Source organism: Fibrivirga algicola (genome assembly GCF_011742925.1).
In the GTDB taxonomy this organism is placed as follows: Bacteria; Bacteroidota; Bacteroidia; order Cytophagales; family Spirosomataceae; genus Fibrella; species Fibrella algicola.
The window spans coordinates 19303-41359 of record NZ_WAEL01000002.1 but is presented as its reverse complement, the minus strand read 5'-3'; the positions used below and the strand labels follow the sequence as shown (position 1 = coordinate 41359).

11 protein-coding genes are annotated in these 22057 nt (G+C 54.7%); 3 read left to right on the top strand and 8 right to left on the bottom strand.

All coding sequences use genetic code 11. The features are described 5' to 3' along the window. Positions 1–51 precede the first annotated feature (51 nt). From F7231_RS05445 to F7231_RS05435, 3 genes are all read left to right on the top strand, one after another. Positions 52–507, top strand: a complete 456-nt coding sequence (locus tag F7231_RS05445) for a hypothetical protein (protein WP_166691211.1) — start codon at positions 52–54, stop codon at positions 505–507. Between the two features lie 15 nt (positions 508–522). Then, positions 523–1476: a winged helix-turn-helix domain-containing protein gene (locus F7231_RS05440; RefSeq protein WP_229369665.1), complete on the top strand. Its 954-nt coding sequence runs from the start codon at positions 523–525 to the stop codon at positions 1474–1476. Positions 1477–1716: 240 nt separating this feature from the next. Further along, entirely contained in the window at positions 1717–3087 is a 1371-nt protein-coding gene (locus F7231_RS05435) for a DUF3300 domain-containing protein (RefSeq protein ID WP_166691210.1), read from the top strand. Between the two features lie 223 nt (positions 3088–3310). Here the strand turns inward: F7231_RS05435 and F7231_RS05430 are convergent, their stop codons facing one another. From F7231_RS05430 to F7231_RS05395, 8 genes are all read right to left on the bottom strand, one after another. Continuing rightward, positions 3311–6700 carry a VCBS repeat-containing protein gene (locus F7231_RS05430; RefSeq protein WP_166691209.1) on the bottom strand — a complete coding sequence of 1130 codons (3390 nt, stop codon included), beginning with the start codon at positions 6698–6700 and terminating at the stop codon, positions 3311–3313. A gap of 41 nt (positions 6701–6741) precedes the next feature. Next, positions 6742–7470: a hypothetical protein gene (locus F7231_RS05425; protein WP_085412499.1), complete on the bottom strand. Its 729-nt coding sequence runs from the start codon at positions 7468–7470 to the stop codon at positions 6742–6744. 130 nt (positions 7471–7600) lie between these two features. Continuing rightward, positions 7601–9460 (bottom strand): RagB/SusD family nutrient uptake outer membrane protein, encoded by a 1860-nt coding sequence (locus F7231_RS05420; RefSeq protein ID WP_166691208.1) that lies wholly within the window; start codon positions 9458–9460, stop codon positions 7601–7603. Between the two features lie 14 nt (positions 9461–9474). After that, positions 9475–12699 (bottom strand): SusC/RagA family TonB-linked outer membrane protein, encoded by a 3225-nt coding sequence (locus F7231_RS05415; protein WP_085412501.1) that lies wholly within the window; start codon positions 12697–12699, stop codon positions 9475–9477. 308 nt (positions 12700–13007) lie between these two features. Then, positions 13008–15695, bottom strand: a complete 2688-nt coding sequence (locus F7231_RS05410; RefSeq protein WP_166691207.1) for a bifunctional YncE family protein/alkaline phosphatase family protein — start codon at positions 15693–15695, stop codon at positions 13008–13010. Positions 15696–15755: 60 nt separating this feature from the next. Continuing rightward, positions 15756–16832, bottom strand: coding sequence for a phosphatidylinositol-specific phospholipase C1-like protein (locus F7231_RS05405; protein ID WP_166691206.1), 1077 nt, complete (start codon positions 16830–16832; stop codon positions 15756–15758). Positions 16833–16975: 143 nt separating this feature from the next. Continuing rightward, entirely contained in the window at positions 16976–18649 is a 1674-nt protein-coding gene (locus F7231_RS05400; protein ID WP_166691205.1) for a RagB/SusD family nutrient uptake outer membrane protein, read from the bottom strand. 136 nt (positions 18650–18785) lie between these two features. Then, positions 18786–21830 carry a SusC/RagA family TonB-linked outer membrane protein gene (locus F7231_RS05395; protein WP_166691204.1) on the bottom strand — a complete coding sequence of 1015 codons (3045 nt, stop codon included), beginning with the start codon at positions 21828–21830 and terminating at the stop codon, positions 18786–18788. Between the last annotated feature and the right edge of the window lie 227 nt (positions 21831–22057).

The following is a 22057-nucleotide window of genomic DNA, read 5'->3' as shown; positions in this document are numbered from 1 at the left end:
ATTAATTCTACCATTAAGCAGGCCTCGGGTCTGCTTGAACAAACATAGATCATGAAAACGAAAGCAATTCTGGTTAGCCTGCTCAGTTGCCTGTTTATTATGGTGGCTAGCCGGAGCGTCGCGCACGATACGCCCCGGTATAGCGCCATGGAACTGACGTTGAATGGGCATCACGTTTATGAGTATAACTCGATCTGGCTTACCAGACAGGGGGTGCTGGCTCTCGTTGAACGCGATTCGCAGACGAAAACTAACAAGCCAGTACTGTTTCGTGTGGCGCTGCGGCGGGCTGGAAAAGTAGTGAAGCAGTGGCCTGCCAACGAAACGGGAGGGCAATATTCGGTACAACTTGAAGACCTTTGGCGGGATGCCCGGCTAGGCGACGAACTCCTGGTTGTGCCGTGTGATCCTGCCGTACCGCAACCGGCCAATCACCCTGGCTTGCGGGTGATTCCACTGCGGGGTTTCAACTGGCTGTCGCACTGCCTGCCGGTCGATAAATGTTAACTCATGATGAGGCCGTTGACAACTAAATCAGTGATGGCCATTCGGCTGGTCGCGGGCAGTAGTTTGCTACTCCTGCTGGGCTTGCTGTTTGCCCGATTCAGCAGCAACGTACCCAGTGGCGTGGCTACGGCGGGCAATCGCTCCGATAAGATTAACCTGGCGATTCGCCGCACGGCTGATCGACTGCTTAGGGCGGCAGGGGATTCAACGTCGCGGATTCCGGCGGTGCAACAGCCAAACCCGCAGACGTTCCGTGTCGCGTTGGGGCATACCTTCGATTATGATCGGTTGCCCGCGTTGCTGCAGCAGTCGCTGGCAGTGCACCAAATCAGCGATACCTACGACGTAGCGGTGCTCGACTGTGCCACGGGCGAATTGCTGCTAGGGTATTCGGCGGCCGATCTGTTCGGAAAAGATGCGAAAGGTGTTGCGTGCAGCGGCCGATCAAAGAGCGCCGGTTGTTATATGCTTCAGGTCATATTTGCTTCGGCTTCGTCGGGCGAAAAGCAACCGCCAGTCTGGCCTCTGCTGGCCGTTGGCAGCCTGTTAGTCGGTGTACTTTTTGTGGGCTGGCGTTGGTCGGGTCAGGTACGTTCGCAAGCCGAGCCGCCAGCTGCTGAGTTGCCCTTATCTGCCAGTACCCCCCAGCCGACCTCGGATCAGCTTTATTTCGGTATGTCACGCCTCGATGTAGCTAATCTGACGCTTATAGCGGGGGAAGAGCGGCATACGTTAACGTATCGAGAGACCAAGTTGCTCCGATTGCTGGCGAATCATCCCAATCAGGTGCTTGAACGCGACCAGATTTTAAAGCTTGTCTGGGAAGATGAAGGCATTACCGTTGGCCGAAGTCTCGATGTGTTTATTTCGCGGCTTCGTAAGCTGCTGGCCACTGATTCTACCCTCAAAATTGCGGCCGTGCATGGCGTGGGCTACCGGCTGGAAGTACACGAACTGGCCAACTCCTAGCGGGTGAGTTAAGTTGCGGATGCCCATCAAAGGGCCTGCCTCGCGAAGCAACGCATGCGCGAAGCAGTTCACGCGAACATGCTGTTTGTTTTAACCAATGGTTAACTCGTTGGCGTACTAAATCCGGGTGGCTTTTTGTTATGTATATAGTCGCCCGATTGGTTATGTGAACAGCTTTTACTGGTCGTTCGCGAAGCGAATCGGGTTCACCCACGATCACGTTAAAACAAGCTTTCACTCATGAATGCGTTTCCCCGTTTTTTAATGGCAAAGGCCCTGGTGCTGGGCATGGGGTTACTGCTTGTACAGGGTCATCCTGTGCTTGCGCAGGTGCCTGCCAATACGAACCAGCCAGCAGCACAGGCCAACGCCAATCCGTCGCTGTTTTCGTCGCTGGCTACCTACCGCGATGATGTGCGCCGGTCGGCATTGCTCGCCAGTCAGGCACCTACCGTACTCGATAAACTCGTTCAGCAACAGGATAACAGCCGCGATGCTTTCGAGCGGTTGATTCAATCGTATGGCCAGACTAAGCAGGGCTGGTTTTACGAGTTGGCACGTTTCCCCGATATTCAGCATGCGCTGGCTCTTTTACCCGTTGGTGCCGATCAGTCGACGGTGCAAGTGGTAACCAAATCGATGCCAACCGATTTACAGGAATCAACCTGGAAACTCTATCGGCACCACCACGATGACCTGGTTCGGGCCGACGACCTGAACCAACAGGCCAATCAGGCTTTTGAGAACCTGATCGCCCCACTTGACGGATCCACCCAGTCGGCTTTTCGCCAGTTGATCACGATGCCCGATGTGCTGTCGCTCCTGACGCAGCACCTCGACCAGACAGCACAGCTGGGCCGCGACTACCAGAATGACCCGCAGGGAATCGCGACGCAATTGGCTGATCTGCACGCTAACGTGGAAACCCAGAATCAGCAGGAGCTGGCCGATTACCAGAACCAGTTGAATCAGGATCCGCAGGCTCGTCAGGAGTTGGCGCAGGCGGGGCAGGAGTATGCCCGGGCCAATGGGTACAACACCAGCGGTATTAATCCGAATCCGGCCTGGCCCGCTAACTCGCCAAACTACTACGCCAACCCATATTCATACTGGTTTGGCTACCCGTACTGGTACGGATCGCCGGTCTGGTATCCGTCGTTCGGATACGGCTTTGGCACTGGCTTTTACTATGGCCTTGGTGGTAATCTGCTGTTTTACGGACTGCCTTCGTATGGCTTCTCGAACTGGTTTTTCAACCGTGGATATTACAACTATCCGCATCTGTATACTCGGTTCAACACGTATTACACCAATCGCATTGCCAGCGGCCGTGGGTACGTTACCTACGGTAATCGGGGCTTTGTTGGGGCGGCGCGGCAGGCGTTTGGTCCTGTAGCCAGGGGGTATAGCAGCCGGGGTAACAGTTATGGTGGCTACACAAACGGTGGTGCCAGGGTGTCCGCCCCCATGGGACGTACCCAGAACATGGGCGGCCCATCGTACCAATCGCGCTCCTATGGCGGTGGTTTCAGCAGTGGCCGTTCATACGGTGGTGGCGGTTTTGGTGGTCGTTCCTACGGGGGCGGCGGAGGTCGCGGAGGCCGTCGGTAAACGATATAAGTTAACGCAGGAAGTCCCGAACCAGTACTGGCTCGGGACTTCCTGCGTTATGGAGAGTCTTTGTTTGTGTATTGCTTTTACGCTTACGGACTGGTTTTCTCCGTAAACTCAGAGCCTGTCGGGGCTGCCTAGTCGAGGGGCCACAAGCGCGAAGCAATTCACAAAATCAACACATAGCGAACAGCCGTTCAGAACCCAAATACATTCTGTCGGGCTAGAGTTTAACGGGCTGATAGGCGCGGACAGGCTGCTGGTTGATGCCAATTAACAGTGTATTGCCAATCGGAAGCACGCTGCGTACATCGCCTGTTAAACCGAAGCCAGCCTGAGCAGGTGCCACCGCCACAAAGCCGCCCCGACCATTACCGCGTAACAGGGTACCACTGTTAGCATCGGCCCGGCCGAAACGCAGACGCGCCTGCGTGGTGTTACCACAAAGTAGCAAATCTTTATGTCCATCGTGGTCGTAGTCGAGCGACGTGGCGGTGAAGATGGGGGCTAGCTGCGCGGCGGTGGGTAGCGGAACGGCGGTATATTTTCCGGTGGACGAGCTAATGAACGACATGGTGCGGAATTCGTTGGCCGTTAGTCGTTTGGCGTCGCGAAGTTCGTCGCTGGTAAATACGTCGGTCAGGGTAGCGTTTGAATAGGTATCGTAGCTGGTAAAACGCTGCCGAAGCATGCTCATCTGGTCGAGGAGTTCGTCGCGGGTGGCGTGCGGGTAGCTTTTACCCTGTACGTACAGACAGAGGACCGGATCTATTTTTCCGTTGTTATCGAAGTCTTTGTAAACCAGTTCGGCAGGTTCGCGGTCGCTGGCGCGGCACTGGGTATTCAGACCCTGATTGCCCACTACCAGATCAGGTCGGCCGTCGCCGTTCAGGTCATCGACCAAAAGTTTGTTCCACCAGCCCCGGTAGTCTTTACCCAGAAACGCCGTGGTCTGATCGGTCAGTTTTCCGCCGCTGAGGCTGAGCACCGTCACGGGCATCCATTCACCCACTACCACGAGTTCGGGTTTGCGGTCGCCGTTGAGGTCGGTCCAGGCGGCGTCAGTGACCATGCCAATCTGCGCCAACATAGGGGCTAGCTGCGCGGTCTGGTCGGTGAATTTGGGCTGGCCATCCGTTCCTTTGCCTGCGTTGATCAATAAGTAGCTACGGGGTGTTTCGGGATAACGGCCCGGCACTACCCGACCTCCAACAAAGAGATCGGGCCGACCATCGCCGTTCACATCGGCGGCCCGCACACAACTGGTGCTGGTTCGCATGGCGGGTAGTGCGGCGGGGCTCTTTGTAAACCGACCTTTACCATCGTTTAGGTACAGCCGATCCTGCAGGCGCGGGTCGTCGGGCTGAAAATTGCCGTAGCCGCCGCTACACACGTAGAGATCAGGAAAACCATCGCCATTGGCATCAAAAAAGGCCGCGTCGGTATCTTCCGACGCAGTATCGGCAACGAAAGCGGGCTGAGGTAAACGGCTGAACTGGCCCGAGGCCTGCTGTACGTAGATTTCGCCGACTTTTCCGCTGCTGCCCCCCACAAACACGTCCTCCCGACCGTCGGCGTTCACGTCGGCCTTAACCAGGCAGGGACCGCTAAACGACAGCGCATTGACCAGCAACGGCTGCCGCTTGAAATCGTTGATCGTTGTAGTAGGATGGCTGTAGGCCAGCGGTGATTTCGTGGCACGGAAAAGGGCAGGGCCGGGGACCGGTACGCGGTATGTCGCTGTCGCGTCGGCCTCGCGCAGGGTGAGCAGTTGCCCCGCCTTCACATTGGTGAGCAGTTGCTGCTTGCCGGTTGGCCACACCACCAGTAGTGAATCGATGATGGTATTGGTGCCCAGGCCAAAATGCAGCCGGGGCGATACGCTCGACTGGTAGCCCTGCGTGGGCATCTGCTCAGCATACTGTTGTTTACCCTTGCGCGAAACGGTTACTTTCGCCCCGATGCCCTGTGTGTTGGCGCCGATGCCAACCAGTTTCAGGCCAATGAAGTTACGCTTCTTATCTGTTCCGTTACGGAAAACATAGGCGGGTTGATTCGTGTTGTTGACAACCAGATCAAGATCGCCGTCATTATCCAGATCGGCGTAGGCGGCTCCGGTGCTGTTCGAGACCTGCGTGAGCCCCCAGGCCTGTCCGGCATTTTCGAAGGTCACGTTTCCGTCCTGTTCGCCCCGGTTGCGGAAGGCGTAGTTGGCCACGTTCGACGATGGCATCCGGTGTACCAGCTCAAGAATATCTTCGCGTTGTGGGTTAGAGGGCCGGTTTTGCATGAAATCAGCCATGTATTTCAGGAAGTCCTGATTCGTGTAATCGCGAACGTACCCATTGGTCACGTACAGGTCTTTCCAGCCATCGTTGTCGTAGTCGGCCAGAAGGGGTGCCCAGCTCCAGTCGGTGTTCGACATGCCTGCCAGTTGCCCGATTTCGCGGTAGGTACCATCGCCGTTGCTGATGTGGAGCATGTTACGCATGATCTGGTGATGGAAACCCGATTCTACACTAAGCGCGTATTTCTCGTAGTTGTCGGGGGCCATCAGCAGTTTTTGCCGCCGGTTGTCTTCGGGCAGCATATCCAGCGTCAGAATATCAGGGCGGGCGTCGTTATTGACGTCAACCACGGCATTGCCCATCGAGAAGTTGGAGGTATGGCCAACGCTGGTTTTGAGGGCATCGCGGAAGGTGCCGTTGCGGTTGTTGAGGTATAGATAATCGGGTACAGCGTAATCGTTGGAAATGTAGAGATCGGGCCAGCCGTCAGCGTTCAGGTCCGATACGCCCACGCCAAGCCCGTAGCTCAGCACCGAACTGCTCAGGCCTGATCGGCTGGTCACGTCCTCAAACCGCTTGCCGGTGTTCCGAAATAGCCGCATCCCGATTTCTGGATTTTCCTGCTTCCGTAAAGCGGCCGTACTGGTTTTGTCAAGGACAGGCAGCGATTTTGGGTTGTGGTTCAGCAGAAACAAGTCCAGATCGCCGTCGCGGTCGTAATCAAAAAAGGTGCCCTGCGTGCTTTGGGACGGGTTGGCTAACCCATACTGCGTTGTCTGATCGGTAAAGTGCGGAACGCCCTGCGCGTCGGGCCCATCGTTGATGAGGAGTTGTGGTGTGCGGTTTTCGGGGCGTACACTACCCGAGTAGCACAAAAACAGATCGAGTCGACCGTCGCCGTTTACGTCGGCCATAGACACGCCGGTGCGCCACGGACCTTCGCGTCCGGCCACGCCCGCCGCCGCCGTGACGTCGGTAAACGCCATATTGCCTTTGTTGAGATACAACTGGTTGGGCACCATGTTGCCGCTAAAGTAAATATCGTCGAGCCCGTCGCCGTTCAGATCGCCGACAGCCACGCCGCCACCATTATAAAAGTATTCGTACATCAGTACGTTGGTATTCAAGCCCTCAGAAAGGTTATTGGCGAACGTAATGCCGGTCTGATCGGGCGATAGTAGGGTAAATAGCGGCGGTCCGGCGGGCGTTGTGGCCTGTGCTTGGGTGGCCGATTCGCTGGTCGATGGCTTGTCCTGGCAACTTAGGGCAACGAGACAGGCGGCAATCAGTAGTAAACCAGGTAAACGTTGGAAAGGAACTATCATGGAACGGGGATACAGAAAATGCACTACAAAAATCAGCTGATTTACATCAGTTTGCTACAATAAGCCAGCAGGCGTTTCAATTGATCTTCCCGGCTGAAATCGACGGGATCATTTTCCAGGTACGTGTCAATCTGCTGGCGATGATTGCTGAAGAGTTTACCTACACTAGCCCGGGTAGCCGGGTGAAACCGGTTGTTTTTATCGACAATGAAAAATGTGGTCTGCTTGCTGAAGAGCAGGTCGCCTTTTGCATCAAGTTTACTAACGCCCATGTTGCCTCCCGAGTAAAACTGATAAGTGGTTATGGCTCCCGCACCCGACGATTGGCCGTAGGCGCTCATCTTCTCTCGTTTAGTGCTTCGAAGTCCTTGTTTTGCCGCCAGTTTGATACCGTCGTAATCGGCGACTACCTCGGTGTAACCCCGTTTCCGGTCAAACAGAAACAGTACGTTCCGGGACGAGCCGTCGGTGGGAGTAGGGTTGCTAAATTCGACCAGTTTCACAATGGGTTCGTCGGCCAGCGCCATGGTATCGCCGCGTGCCGTAATGAAGTGCATTTCGCCCAGCATGACGTGGTAATTGAACCGGGCATCGACCGTAGTGCCGTTCAAAAATGATACGGTACCGTTGCGGAACTGACTATACTGATAGCGATCCCGATACGAGATGGCCTGCTCGCCGCCCTTCACCCGAATCGTACCCGGTGACTGCGCCAGACAGGCGACATCGGCAAGCAATCCAATCATTCCGATAAGCAGGGCTGTGTTCATGGCCTATAAACAGACTAGTGTTAAAAGACTAATGCCAGCGTAAGTCACGCTGGCATCAGTTGAAGATAAGAAGCAACGCGGACTTTTCATCCGCTTACTCCCGGTAGTATGTTCCGTGCTGGTATAGGGACTAGTAGCCCGGATTTTGTACCAATTTGCTGTTCCGGTTCATTTCGTCGCGGTTGATCGGCAGGAAGTACATCTTGTCGGCCCATGAACGGTTTTCTTTACCGGGGTCAGCCTCAACAACCTTGTAGGTGTAGTCGTAGCTGGTTGGGTCGTACTTATAAGTAGTCACCGTTTTGCCAGGTTTTAACGTACCCGTGATGTTGATGTAATTGGCTTTACGTCCTAATGTAGTAGGAGCGATCATCCAGCGACGGGCATCATGATAGCGTTGCTCTTCAAACACCATTTCAACCCGACGCTCGTTGCGGTACCGCTCTTTCAGCGCCGCACCTGATTCGGTGATAGCAGGCATACCGGCGCGGAAACGTACTTTGTTCAGCCAGGTACGTGCTTCAGCGTCCAGACCCAGTTCAATACAAGCCTCAGCGTAGTTGAACAGCGCTTCGGTGTAGCGGAAGAACGGCCAGGGAATTTGCTGATACGTGTTCTGGTCTACGATAGCTGGGTTCGGATCAATGAACTTACGCATGTAATACCCTGTGTAGCTACCATTCCAGTCTTCCACTGAGCTCTTGCGCGTGTCGAGACCGGGAATCGCTACCTTGGCACCACCCGAGATCACTTCATACTGGCCCGTCTGAATCTGGTTGGCTGGATCTTTAGGTGCTACGTCGGCCGTACGTGGTTTCCAGGGAGCACCATCATACAGAATAGAGCTGTAGAAACGTGGATCACGGTTGGTGTAAGGTGCGGCAGCTTTTGCCGGATCGCTCCAGCTAAACTTCGAACCATCCATCATTTCGTAGTCGTCAACGAGCAGCGAAACCGGCGTGTTACCCGCCCAGTTATGGTAGCCGTTTGGTCCGTTGAACAAACCCTGCTGACCACCCGCTTCCTGCTTGCCATTGATAAATGAGCGAGAGAACAGCACATCTTTCTCACCACCATTCTGCGACAAGGCAATGTTCATGTAGTTAGCCATGCCCTGCTCTTTGCTTACGGGAGCCGACAGGTTCAACTGCGATCCGTAGGCGGTCAGGTCAAGTACCGCTTTGGCGGCATCTTTAGCTTTCTGCCAGCGCTCAGTGCGGTTGCTCGATACGTACCCGAGGAGTTCAGGCTTCGCGAAGGCAGCGTGCGCCGTCGATTTGCTTTTGGCGGTCGTTACGTCGTACAGATCACTGGCGGCGTAAGTCAGCATACGGGCTTTAAGGGCCAGGGCAGCACCTTCGTTGGCGCGGCCTTTAGCCATCGATTTACCTTTGAGCAGCGTCGCAGCGTCGTCACAATCCTTCACGATGAAGTTGATACACTCTTCCATCGTATTGCGTGGCATGGTGTAATCGGCCTGACCTAAGTCATACGCCTTGTCCACGATGGGTACCCCGCCATAATACCGCACTAACTGGTGGTAGTAGTAGGCCCGCATGAACTTGGCCTCGCCCGTCAGGCGCTCCACGATGCTGTTGGTGTTAGGAAAGCCCGGCTTTGCCAGGTTTTGCAACGCCAGGTTAGCCGCCCGGATGCGGAGGTACATGTTGTTCCACTCAAGGGTGTTGTTCACCCAGCCCTGGTCAGCAGGGTTAGTACGTGCCTCGGTAATGGTCGTGATGCCACGGCCAGGGTGAGTAAACATGGTTTCGTCGGTCAGCGAAGCAAGTTGCTGCTCGTCGAAACCGCCCTGGCCCAGGCCAGCGTAGATACCCGTTACAAAGGCTTCGGCCAGCGATGCATCTGCCCATACTGCCGTTCCACCCACCTGGTCGAGGGGTTGGGTGTCTACAAAATCGTCGTTACAACCCGTCACAGCCACTGATGCTATGAGAAGAGCCAGACCGATGGTTTTAAATTTTTGTATCATGGTAACTTAACTGATTAGAAACGAAGGGCTACACCCGTGTTGATGATGCGCGACTGTGGGTAATACTGGCCTGTTGAGTTATCGGCTTCAGGGTCGTATGAGCCTAGTTTGTTTACGATGGTAAGCAGGTTCAGCGCGTTTACGTATACACGTAGGCTGCTAAGCCCTGCTTTCCGACCAATTGCCTCCGGGAGGGTGTAACCCACTTCCATATTTTTCAGGCGGATGTAATCAGCCGAACGGAGCCAGTAGGTGTTGCCTCCTGAGTAGTACTGATCGCTCCGGTTAGCAATACGTGGGTGCACGCTGCTTGGGTTGTCAACCGTCCAACGATCGGTGTAGAACTCTTTCAGGTAGTTACCAATGTTGCCCGATTCGCCGAGGCTGATGTACTGCTGTGCACCGGCTGAACCCTGGAACAGGATAGTCAAGTCGAAGTTTTTGTAACCGGCCGTGATGTTCATACCACCCTGGAAAAGGGGTAGGTTGGTGCGGTTATTACGTACCCGGTCGTCAGGGGTGATTTTACCGTCACCGTTGTAGTCCTGGTATTTCATGTCGCCGGGACGGATGTTCTTCACAATCGCCGAGTAGTCGATCTTGCTCGTCGTTGCGTCGATGTCAGCCTGATCCTTGAACACACCGTCGTACAGGTAAGCGATGTACGCGTTAATGGGGCGACCGGTGGTACGCTGCCATTCAGGTGCGCCCGGTGCTTCGTCCCAGAACACGATTTTGTTCTGTGCGTAACCACCATTTACGCTGACACTATACTTGAAATCACCAGCGCGGCCGTTGTAACCGATTTGGGCATCGAAGCCCTGGTTACGCACTTTACCGATGTTCTCAGGAGGCAGAGTCAGGCCCGTAGTACGGGGAACAGAGGCGTTACGTGGGTACAGAATCGAAGTCCGGAAATTGTTGAAATAATCGAATTCGAAGCTGATCTTGCCATTGAACAACTGACCTTCGATACCGATGTCAGCGTTGTTGGCCACTTCCCAGGTAATGTTCGTGTTTGGAATCCGGCTTTCGGACAACGTCTTCTGCTGGCCATCATTGATGATGTACGTATTGAAGCCGTAGGTTGGCAGATACTGGTATGTGGCCAGGGTCGACGTGCCAGGCAGGTAAATCTGGTCGTTACCCAACTGCCCGTACGACGCACGCAGTTTCAGGTAATTAAACACCGGGGCACTTGTCTTCAGGAAGTTTTCTTCTGAAATGACCCAGCCCGCCATCACGCCGGGGAAGAAGCCATACCGTGTTGCTTCCGGGAAGATGTCAGAACCATCGTAACGACCCAGGAACTCGAGCAGGTACTTGTCTTTGTAGTTGTAGGCAAGTCGGCCGAAGTAGTTCAAACGAGCCCGGTTGAAGGCACCACCCCCGTTGTCTTTGCTGAGGTCACCACCGGCGAAGAGCTGGTCGATAGCGGGCGAGATGAAGTAACGACGGAAGGCGTTGAAGTTGTCGCCCGTGATTGTCTCGCGGTTTACACCGGCCAGTAAGGTGAAGCCATGATTACCGATTTTGCGTTCGTAGGTACCGATGGCACCCAACAGAATGTTGAGCTGCGTGTTGTTACCAAGGGTCAGACGAGGCTCGGCTGGGCCACGTACACTGGCAATCAGGTTTGGGTTGCCGTTGGCGTCAACGCCCGATCCTTTTTCGTACAGCGTCCAGGGAGTCTCCCACCGCTTGTTATTCTGGTTCAGCTTATCAATAGCGGCCGTACCCGAAATCTTCAGCCCTTCAATACCTGGTACTTTGAAATCCAGCTGACCATTGGTTTGAATGTAGTCGCGCTTGTCGCGGTCATAACCCGTTGCGTTGGTAGTGATCACCACTGGGTTTTCACCGTTCTCAATATCAGGACCCGGACGTCCGTCTGGCCAGAAGGCTGGCTGGTTTGGCTTGCCGCGCATCTGCATCCGGAAGATAGCGCCAGCACCCCGCGTTGGGTAGTACCGGAATTCTTCGCGGCCCAGTACGCCCATGCTGAAGTGGAGGTATTTATTGATGTTCGCATCAATGTTTACCCGTAGATCATACTGCTTATAGCCCGTTGCCGACTGCTTGTAGAACGCATCCTGATTCTGGTAGCCCAGCGACGCGATGTACTTGAAGTCTTCGGTACCGCCCTGCAATTGTACGTTATGGCGAGCCTGTGGCGACCAGGTTTTCAACGTCGACTTATACCAGTCGGTGTTTGGGTGGCCCCATGGGTCAGACCCATCGTTGTATTTCGTGATATCAGTAGGTGTGTAAGGCGCCTTCCGGATCGAACCGTCGGGACGGGTATATGAACCCGTTGTCTGGTACGCTTTGGTGGCGGCAGCCCATTCAGCTACTGGTAGCTCGTATACGCTCAGGTCATTGAGCATCGTTGCATACTCGGCTGCATTAGCCAGACTCGGAATAATCGTTGGCTGCGCATAGCCTTGGTTAAACGAGTACGAGAGCTGTGGCTTACCACTTTTGCCTCGCTTGGTCGTGATCAGGATAACCCCGTTGGCAGCCCGTGAACCATAAATGGCAGCCGAGGCATCTTTCAGTACAGAAATGGTCTCGATATCGGCTGGGTTGATCCGGTCAAGTCCACCTGCCCGGTCTGGAATACCATCGACAACGACCAGGGCGCTGTTGTTCCCTAACGTGTTAGTACCACGAATACGAATCGTCGATCCGTCATAACCTGGCTCACCACTACGGTTAACCGCCGTTACACCCGGCAGACGGCCCGCCAGCGAGTTAGACAGGTTGGTAGTTGGCGATTTCACCAGATCACCCCCCTTTACGGCTACTACAGAGCCCGTAATGGTTTCTTTGCGTTGAACACCGTAACCTACAACCACTACCTCATTGAGGGATTTGGTGTCGGCGGCCAGTGTGATGTTAATGTTCGACTGGTTGTTGATCGGCACTTCCTGAGATACAAAGCCGATGTACGAGAAAACCAGTGAACCGTTTCTGTTTGGGGCGTTCAGCGAGTAGTTCCCCATCGCGTCGGTGACCGATCCCTGCGTTGTGCCTTTTACGACTACGCTTACGCCCGGTAGCCCCGCCTGTTGTTCGTCCAGTACACGCCCAGTAATTTTTGTCTGAGCAAATGTACTTGCTGCGCATAGCAGTACTAATACCCATGATACGCACAGGCGGCTTCTGGTAAGCCAGCCCGGTGATGAGTGCTCCCGCCGTATCTGGCTCTGGAGTTCTCTCGTAGAAATTGTTCGCATAGATTACTTTATCTTTTAGTACTAATCCTGCATGGAAATGAGCTTTACCCTGTTATCTACTAGCCAATTATTAAATTATTTTAACTAATCGGTGCGAACGGCATTAGTTTGGTATTGGCATTTTGAGTATTTTCCCGGAAAACAGGCTTGGTAACTGCTTATCCTTGACATTGCTATCAAAATGGTAGGTAGCAACTAGTTAGTCCAGAAAAATCGGTTCTACTCAGACCAGTATTAGACCAGTTTCGGTAAACAAAAAGCCCGGATCTTGGGGATTCGGGCTTTTGATCTGGTCAATACCAATGAAACTAGTGAGGGGTAGAAGAGCTTTTGAAGCGTGGGTAAGGGGTGTTGCCTCGTGCCCAGAACCATAGAATCCGGTTGTTAAGCTCATCTTCCCCAGTGTCAATACCTTCTTCTGCTTCCTCAACTGACTCTTTGGCGTAACGCAGGGCTTTACCGCGCAATGCCGTCAGTGGCTTATTCATTTCGTTGAGTGGCACCCGATTAGTCAGAGATGTGTAGGTGTTCAAATCCGGTTTGTTAACAAAACAATCGAACATAGGCAGGGCCGTGGCGTCGATGACATTCATAGGTGGTAAACCCAGAATCTGCTCGATCGTGCGCAGCATCGACGTCTGGTTGTAATTGGTCGTCACCGTGCGCTTCAGCCGCGAATACGGACTGACCACAAAACCCGTTGTGCGGTAAGCCGATATATGGTCCCAGCCCGATTGGGAATCATCTTCGGTAATGAAAATTACTGTGTTGGCGGCAAACCGGCTTTTCTGGATGGCTTCGACAATGCGGCCAACGGCCAGGTCGTTGTCGGCTACCATAGCGCGGGGTGTCGGAAACTTCGGGCTCATACCCGAGGTGTGGTCATTGGGCAAGGACATCACCATCAGGTTGGGCCACTGATCGCCGGGTTTGGCAGCATATTCGTTCAATTCGCGAATAAATGCGTCGGCACGCATCTGGTCATTGATCTTCTCGTCATCGCAGCCCGGAAAGCTCTGCGACAGAATGGGACGTACCCGCGAGATGGTAGTGGTATTGGTGAACGAAAACGGCTGACCCGTTTGCCGCATGTTGTACAGCTTGGTCCAGTCGTGGGTCGATTCATCGAACTGGCAGGTACAGGCTTCGCCGTAGATCCTGACGGTTTTGCCGTGATCGAGGGCGTTGTTCCAGATCATGCCTTTCTGGTTGTACACCAGCGCGTCGTACAGCACGTGTGGGTACGACCGAAACCAGCCCCGAACGCTTTTCTCGGTATAGTCGGTCACGATTGCCGCATCGACCCAGGAGTGCCCCTCGGCCGATGATTTTCCTGATGCGTAATAGTTATCCAGCAACACAAAATCCCGAGCCAGTTTATGTTGATTGGGCGTAATGCTGTCGCCAAATATGCAGAGTTCGGGCTTCCCGCGGCCTTCGGGCATATCGCCCAGCACCTGGTCGTAGGTTCGATTTTCCTTGATGATATAGACCACGTGCTGAAAGACAGACGGCTCGCCGATGCGCTCGGGAACGGGACGCGGCGGAGCGTCGCGGCGGGGAAGTTTCGCCGCCAGCGCCAGTCGAAATTGCATGCTCAGTTTACGAACCCGTTCGGTATACGTGGTCAGTTCGTTGGCATTGGGTAAGGCGATGATCGAGAGTGAAGCGAGCTGTCGGTGCGAATTATAGGCGGGTTGACTGTCTTTTCTACCCCCTTGGCTGGCTTGATCGGCCGGGGTTAGCGCCCGTGCGCCGGTTGCTTCCAGATTGGTTACGTAGAGGGTGTTATCGAGCAGCAAAACCCCACCCGGATAGGCCTGTGTGGGTATGTAGCCGCGTACCGCTGAGGTACGTACCTGAGTGGTCGGGGCGCTGAGATCCACAACCGCCACGGCGTTATCATGTCCGTTGGCTACGTAAAGGGTAGATCCTGTCGCGTCGAGGGCCAGCGCGTTCGGGGTGCTGCCAATGTAGGTGTCGCTCATGCCGAATAAGCTCACCGGTATGGAGTCGGTCACCTGCCGCGTGGGTACGTCGATCACTGAAATGTAATCACTGTTTCCATTGGCTACGTACAGGCGCTTCTGGTCAGGGCTTGCTAGAATGGCATTGGGGTGCAGCCCAACGGGAATTTCGGCATCAGCGCGGCCCGTTGTCAGGTCAATGACCGAGACCGTTCCTTTGGCAACCGCACCGGTGCGCGGATCGATGTAAGCCTGCCCCCAGGGAACGCCCGCCGTTTCCAGCTTGCCGGCCGAATCGGGTTCGTTGGTTGGCTGGGGGCCAGCCCAGTTGGTCACAAACGCCCGGTCGCCAGCCAGCGCGATGCCATAGGGAGCCACGCCGGTTGGGGCGGTCCAGACGGTGCTCCGGTCGGCGAAACGAACTTTCGCTAGTTGGTTATTACCATTCAGGGCTACGTACAGAAAGCACTCGCCACCTTCTAGTCGCACGGTCACGTCGTTAGGTAACGAGAGGGGCGACGGAGCCACGGGGGCAAAGGAGAGGAACTCAACGTTACCTACCTTGCCGCTTACCCAGGTGGCGATCACTACGCCCGATTTGCCCCGCTCACGTTCTGAAGCCCCCCACGCCAAGTACGTCTGCCCGTTGACAGTGAAGGCCTCGATTCCCGAGAACGTGCTCATCAGCCCTCTGGTTATGGCAGCATCGCTCAGGCTCCAGCGGTAAACTATTTTCTGGCTGGCCCGGTCCAGTACGGCAATACCATACCGATCCTCGACCACAAGCTGATTGCCGCCGGGCAGCGCGGTGAGGTCAAGGGCGTGGTTTTCGAGTTTGGGATCACCGAAAAAAACGGCCGTTCCCGCTGCATCGATGAGCCGGTTGTAGGGCATGGCTGTTGGTTCACCGGCAACTGGGTCGGTCAGCGTTTGCTTATCCGAGGCGTGGCGGTGTTTCCGTAGTTCCGACGGGCCAGCGCACGATAACGTCAATAGGAGGAGAAAGGCAGAAACGAATTGGTTACGCATAAACGGAATTTTTTGTCAATAGCAGCAGCACGGAATAACGGTCATTGGCAACGTACCCAGCTACCGAACCACCGGATTTGGGCGTAGGTAGCCGCCATCCGGGAAGCGAATGAGGTATGTTGACGGAAAGAACGTGCTTTTGGCGTAATAATCGGTGGTAATAAGCTGGGCGCCGGATTCCTGCGCTGCCGTGAAATTACGATAGTCGTTGGTTCGGGCCTGCCTGGTGTCTGCATCGGCGCGGGTTCTGACCAGATAGCCTTTCTGTACATACTCCCGGATGGTGGCGCCATCGTCAATTGAATTGTTCAGGATGACAACTGCCGCATCGGGCGAACCGGGAGACGCGTTGGTGAACAGCACCCGGCCTTGCAACGATGGGTGCCCTGCCCGGTAAGCATCGCGTTTACGCCCCTGTTCATCGAGAATAAACATAAACTTGCCCCGTGCAGCCTTCATTGTGGGCCAGTTTTTGGCTAGTACGGCAGCTTCCAGTGTTTTGTAATGGCCCCGAACATCATCCGGCACAATGAGTTTATTCCGCCCCATTGTAGCCAGCAGGACACTGTCTAGCTGGTTGAGGACGGGTGCCGTGAACGCTTCGGGCGGCGAAAAGCCGGGCCGACGAATGGTGTCGTCTTTGGCATTCATGGTGATGAATACCGGGTAATGGGTGGGGTGAGCCGCCGACCAGCGCTTGAGTTCATCGAGGCAGCGCCGAAAGGTGAGGCAATTGCTTCGAAAGTCAATTTCCTGGATGTGCAGCACTTTAAAGCCCGGTTCATTCATGACACCGTCTGGGTCGTAGGCTGGCTGGCCTTGCGCCCACTCGAGGCCTTTGGGGTGCGCATATTTCCCGCCCTTAGTGTCGGCATACACATCAATTTCCAGGTTTTGCAGGCCCAGATTCAACTGATCGGACAGGCTGCTGTGACTGTAGTCAATGGCGTTGTAGCGCGTTGAATCCATCTGTTTCAGCATGGCCATTAACACGGGGGCAATCGCTTGTTTATAGCTGTTATGTGAGCCGATGCACTGAATCTGGTTCAACCTCAGCGTATTTAGATCAGGTACGTTGCCGGGGACGAGGAGGGCCGTTGAGCCGACCAACAAGCAAAGCAGGAGTAGGTTTTTCACAGAGTAAAGAAGAGAAACAAACAAAGAGAATAAACCAGTAGAGCGAATAGGTGCCGGGATCAGTACACTTAAAAAAAGAGTTGTCACGCCCCAGTATTCGAAGAAAGAATACCGAGACGTGACAACCTAATTAGAGTGGACAATTAATAGCCTGGGTTTTGTACTAAATAACCCGGTAAGTTAGACGCCCCGTCGATGGCCGTTTGCGGAATGGGAAAGAGGCGTTTTTGTGGATTAGAATCCGTTTTTTCTGTCCAGGCGCTTTCGTATTTTCCAAACCGGATCAGGTCTGTGCGGCGCACCATCTCCCAGTATAACTCGAACCCGCGCTCGCGCAGCAGCAGGTCCAGGTTCATGCTGGTCAGAGCAGGGGCGGGGGCTGTGGCCGTCCGGGCGGCTCGCACCGTGTTTACATCGGCAAGGGCACCGGCGGCGTCATTGCTCTTGCGCAGTTTGGCTTCGGCGCGCATCAGGTACACGTCGGCCAGGCGTACAATTGAGATGTCGGCATCGCCGAGATTCCGGCCCGATACCGATTTCCGACTGAACTCGTATTTCAGTACTCGATACCCCGTGTTGTAATCGCTACCAGCCACCGTGTAGTTGACCTGCTCGGTGAACGTAACGGGCAGAGTGGGGCGGTTACGCGAGATGTTGAAGAGCCGGCCTACGCGGTAGTTGGCACCACAGCGGACAAAGGCCCCGTTTACCCGCACCAGGCCATACTGTTGCCCACGCAGGATACCCCGATCCATGTTGAAATTGGCCTCGGCAATGCATGAGTCGGCCGGAATAGTCCAGTTCTTTTTGTAAAAACGCGGATCAACGCCAGCCGGATCGCTGGCGTAAGCATTGACCCAACTGCGGTAAAAATCAGGCGTGATGGCCGGGCCGTCGGTGCCGTTGGCGCCGGGGAAAGCTGGCAGCGGATACTGGTCGCCCGAGAGCGAGAAATAGGCCAGACGATTATGTCCATTTAGTTCGGCGCGCTGGTCAACGGCAAATACCAATTCCTTATTGCTGTTGTTGTTGGAGTCGAAAATAGAGAAGTAATCGCGCGACAGCTGGTACTGCCCCGAGTTGATGATCTTATCGCAATACTCCACCACTTTGTCCATGTCTTCGGGCTTAAAGGTAAACTGAGTGGCGTAGCGATCGCGATAGACTGCGGCGTTCAGATACAGACGCGCCAGCAGCCCCCAGGCTGCCCCTTTGGTCATACGGCCAGGGCCAACCGTGGTCAGCAAATCAGGTTCAACGGCCATCAGTTCGGCCCTCAGGTAGTTAAGGGCGGCTTCACCCCGCAACACGTCTGAAATAGCCTGCGGACTTTCTTTCAGGAAGACTACGCCAAACAGGTCGAGCATCACCATGTTGTAGTAGGCCCGCATACCCCGCGCCTCCGCCATGTACACTTTCACATTGGGGTCGTTGATGGTCGGGAGGGCGCTGAGGGCCGTAATCGACCGCGAAATACCCTGCGTCAGCAAGTTCCAGGTGTTGCGAATGTTGGGGTCTGTGTTGGTCGATGTGTGCTGGTGCAGGGCAATGTAAATGCCGTTATCACCCCAGTCTGTGCCACCCCGGTAGGGCAGAATGGCCTCGTCTGTCGAGATCTCCTGAATGGCAAAGTAGTTGGTGTGCAGGAAGATATCGGGCAGGCGGGCGTATACCGGGGCCAGGTTGCCATCGGCCGCCTGCTTGTCAGTAAGCCCCGACGCCGACGATTCGTCCAGCACGTTCTCGGTAAGGTCCGTACATCCGTTCAGCGCCACCAGGCTGAAACAGGTCAGTGTAAGAAGAAGTGTCTTTTTCATTGGTTATGTGGGTGACCCTCACCCCCAGCCCCTCTCCCACGTTGGGAGAGGGGAGCCGTTCTACAGTAGCTTCGCCGTCAGCGGAGCATTATCCCCCTCTCCCAACGTGGGAGAGGGGCCGGGGGTGAGGGTACTGTTAAAACGTGAGATTGAGACCAAGCAGGTAAGTACGTGCTTTCGGATAACTCAGGTAATCAATGCCGTACGAGGAAATGCCGTTGACCGTGCGGTCAGTGCTTACCTCAGGGTCATAGCCGTTGTAGTTGGTGATCACAAACAGGTTCTGCCCCGTTGCCGACACCCGAATACCCTTCACCCACCGGTTGATCCCCAGCTTCTGCACATCGATGTTGTAGCTGAGCGATAGGTTGTTGAGGCGGGTGAATGCGCCGTCTTTCAGGAACCGGGTCGATACCGGTGCTGCGTTGTTGATCGACTCGGTTGGCTCGCCAATGGCTTCCGACGGGCCGTTTAGCCCTTTCACCAGCCTTGCCTTGTAGAAGAACGCGTTGGCCGTGTTGTCATACAGTTTATTGCCCGACACGCCGTTGACGTTAGCCACCAGGTCGAAGCCTTTGTAGCCGACCCCGAAATTCAGGTTGAACTGCTGCGTGGGTAAGGCACTGCCGGCTGCAATACGGTCTTTGTCGGAACCACCAATGCCGTCACCATCTACATCGCGGTATTTGCTGATGCCTTTGTCGTCGATGCCGATATACTCACGCAGGAAGAACGTACCGATCGGTTGCCCATTCACGTAGCCATTGACCGTGGCCGACGTGAGGCCAGCTCCCGATGCCGACCCGGAGGTGATGACCGAATAGGGCGAGTTCTGAACGATATTTTTGATGAACGTAATGTTACCGCCCACATCGAACCGGAAACCGCCTGTGCTGGCGTAGCGGTAATTCAGGTCCAGCTCAACGCCCTGGTTGGTGATGGTCATGTCAGGTACGTTGGTCCAGTAAGTCGACGCTGGTTGAATGGGGTCGGCCGGGATTACTTCGAGCAGAATCTTACCCGACACTTTCCGGAAATAATCGACTGTGCCCGTCAGTGCGCCGTTGAACAGGCCAAAATCAAGACCCAGGTCGGTTTGGGTCGATACCTCCCACTGAATGTCGGGATTGGCCAGTCGGGTGTAGGTCGTACCTGCCGGATACACTGTGGTGCCGTCGAGTGGGTAACTGGTGGCCGCCGAGGTGCTGGAGGTAAACAGCGCCTGGGTAATCTTCGACGGGATCTCCTGGTTACCGGTCTGTCCCCAGCCAGCGCGCAGTTTCAGGTCGGAGAACGGGCCTGATTTCAAAAAAGCCTCTTCTGATAAGCGCCAGCCAGCCGAGAACGACGGGAACACACCGTACTTATTGTTGGCGCCGAACTTGCTCGATCCGTCGGCCCGCACGGTTGCTGTGAGCAGGTAACGGTTGTTGTACTGGTAGTTTACCCGCCCAAAAAACGATTGCAGCTCGTTCTCAATGGCATAGCCACCCGGCCGGTTATTGGCCAGAGTTAAGTCTTGCCCAAGGCCGGGGTTATTGGCGGGTTCAATAGGCGACAACGGGAATTTGTTGATGCTCCAGTTGCGGCCCGTCAGCGAGAACGTCTGGTATGAATGCCCCGCCAGTGCCGACAAGTTATGCTTGTCGAAGTTACGTGTGTAGGTGAAGTAGTTCTCGATCAGTACGTTGCGGTTAGTCAGGTACGTGGCATCCAGGCGGCCATCCTGTTGCGGAATGGCACTGGCAAAGCTCTGCTGGTCACGGGTCGAACTCGAATTGTCGACGCCCAGGTTGAGCTTGTAGGTCAGGTCCTTGGTGATCTTGAACGAGGGCGACACGCTGGCCACGACCCGGTTAATGACGGTTACGTCTTTCTGCAAATCCAGCGACAGCAGCGGGTTGGTAAACGCCTGATAGCGGGCCGGAGCACCGGCCGCGTCGCGGGCCGGGTACGTTGGGTTAGCCGAGAGCGCCGCGCCGATGATGCCTTCGATAGGTGGACGTGTATTCTCTGTTTGCGAAGCCGTCAGGTTTACGTCGATCGACAGGCGGTCTTCCAGAAATTTCTGTGAGGCATTGAACCGACCTGTGTACCGATTCAACTGGCTGTTTTTCAGGACGCCCTGCTGATTCTGCACGCCCACCGAACCGTAGTAGGTCAGCTTTTCAGCCCCGCCGCTGAACGACAGGTTGTGGTCCTGCGTAACGGCTTGGCGGCTGATTTCTTTCTGCCAGTCGGTCGATGCCTTCTGGTCGTCTACGACACCACCTACAGCGGCTACCTGCCGTTTGTATTCATCAGCCGAAAACAAGGTGATTGGATGCGCTATGTTCGAAATACCGACGCTTGACGATAAGGTCAGATTGCCAGCTCCGGCTTTTCCTTTTTTGGTCGTGATCAGAATAACGCCGTTGGCTCCGCGAGCTCCGTAAATGGCGGTTGCCGACGCATCCTTCAAGACGTCGATGGCTTCAATATCCTGCGGATTCAGGAAGTTGAGCGGGTTGGTGGCGCCGCCCGTGCTTGAGTTATCGAGCGGAATTCCGTCGAGTACAAACAAGGGTGTGCTTCCCGTTCTGACGCCGCCCGGTCCCCGAACGGTGATGTTCTGCCGCCCGCCGGGTTCGCCACTGGCCGCCGTTACATTGACCCCTGCTACTTTACCCTGCAAAAGTTGCTCGGGTGAGTTGATGATACCCCGGTTGAAATCGGTGCTTTTCAGCGATTTAACCGAGCCGGTCGCGTCCTTTTTGGTGCTGGTACCATAGCCAATCACCACGACCTGCGACAGATCGGACGCCGATGATTTTAACGATACATTAATAATTGTCTGATTACCAACGTTTACCTCCTGCGATTCAAACCCGATGAAGCCAAATACAAGCGTTGCCGGTCCGTTGGGTACTACGATCCGGTATTCGCCATTGGCATCGGTCGTGGCTCCCTTCTGAGTTCCCTTTAATACCACCGTACAACCGGCCAGCGCCTCGTTGGTGGTTGCATCCGTAACCCGTCCGGAGATGGTAATGTCGACTTTTGGTTGTGACGTCTGTGTTGAGGAAGAAACCGCCTGATTTTTCCCGACAACAGGCGCTGCAATCGCGATCAGGGAACAGAGCAGTACTTCACGTAAAGGCAGATACCGGCATGTTGTGCGAAAACGATAGAGATGGGTCATAAAAAACGATTGATTTTGGGTGCAAAGGTCTGTTTATGCGAAATGCCGGAAACGAGCATTCACGTATTTAAAAAAATGATAATAGGCATATTAATCCATCCAGAGCAGCGTAGAAAAACGCATTGCATTAAGCCAGGAACGATGTTCATAAATACGATAAAATTAAAATTTATACTGGTATAATTGTATTTATTAGCTAAATAAGTCAATTATGATGTTAATAGCAT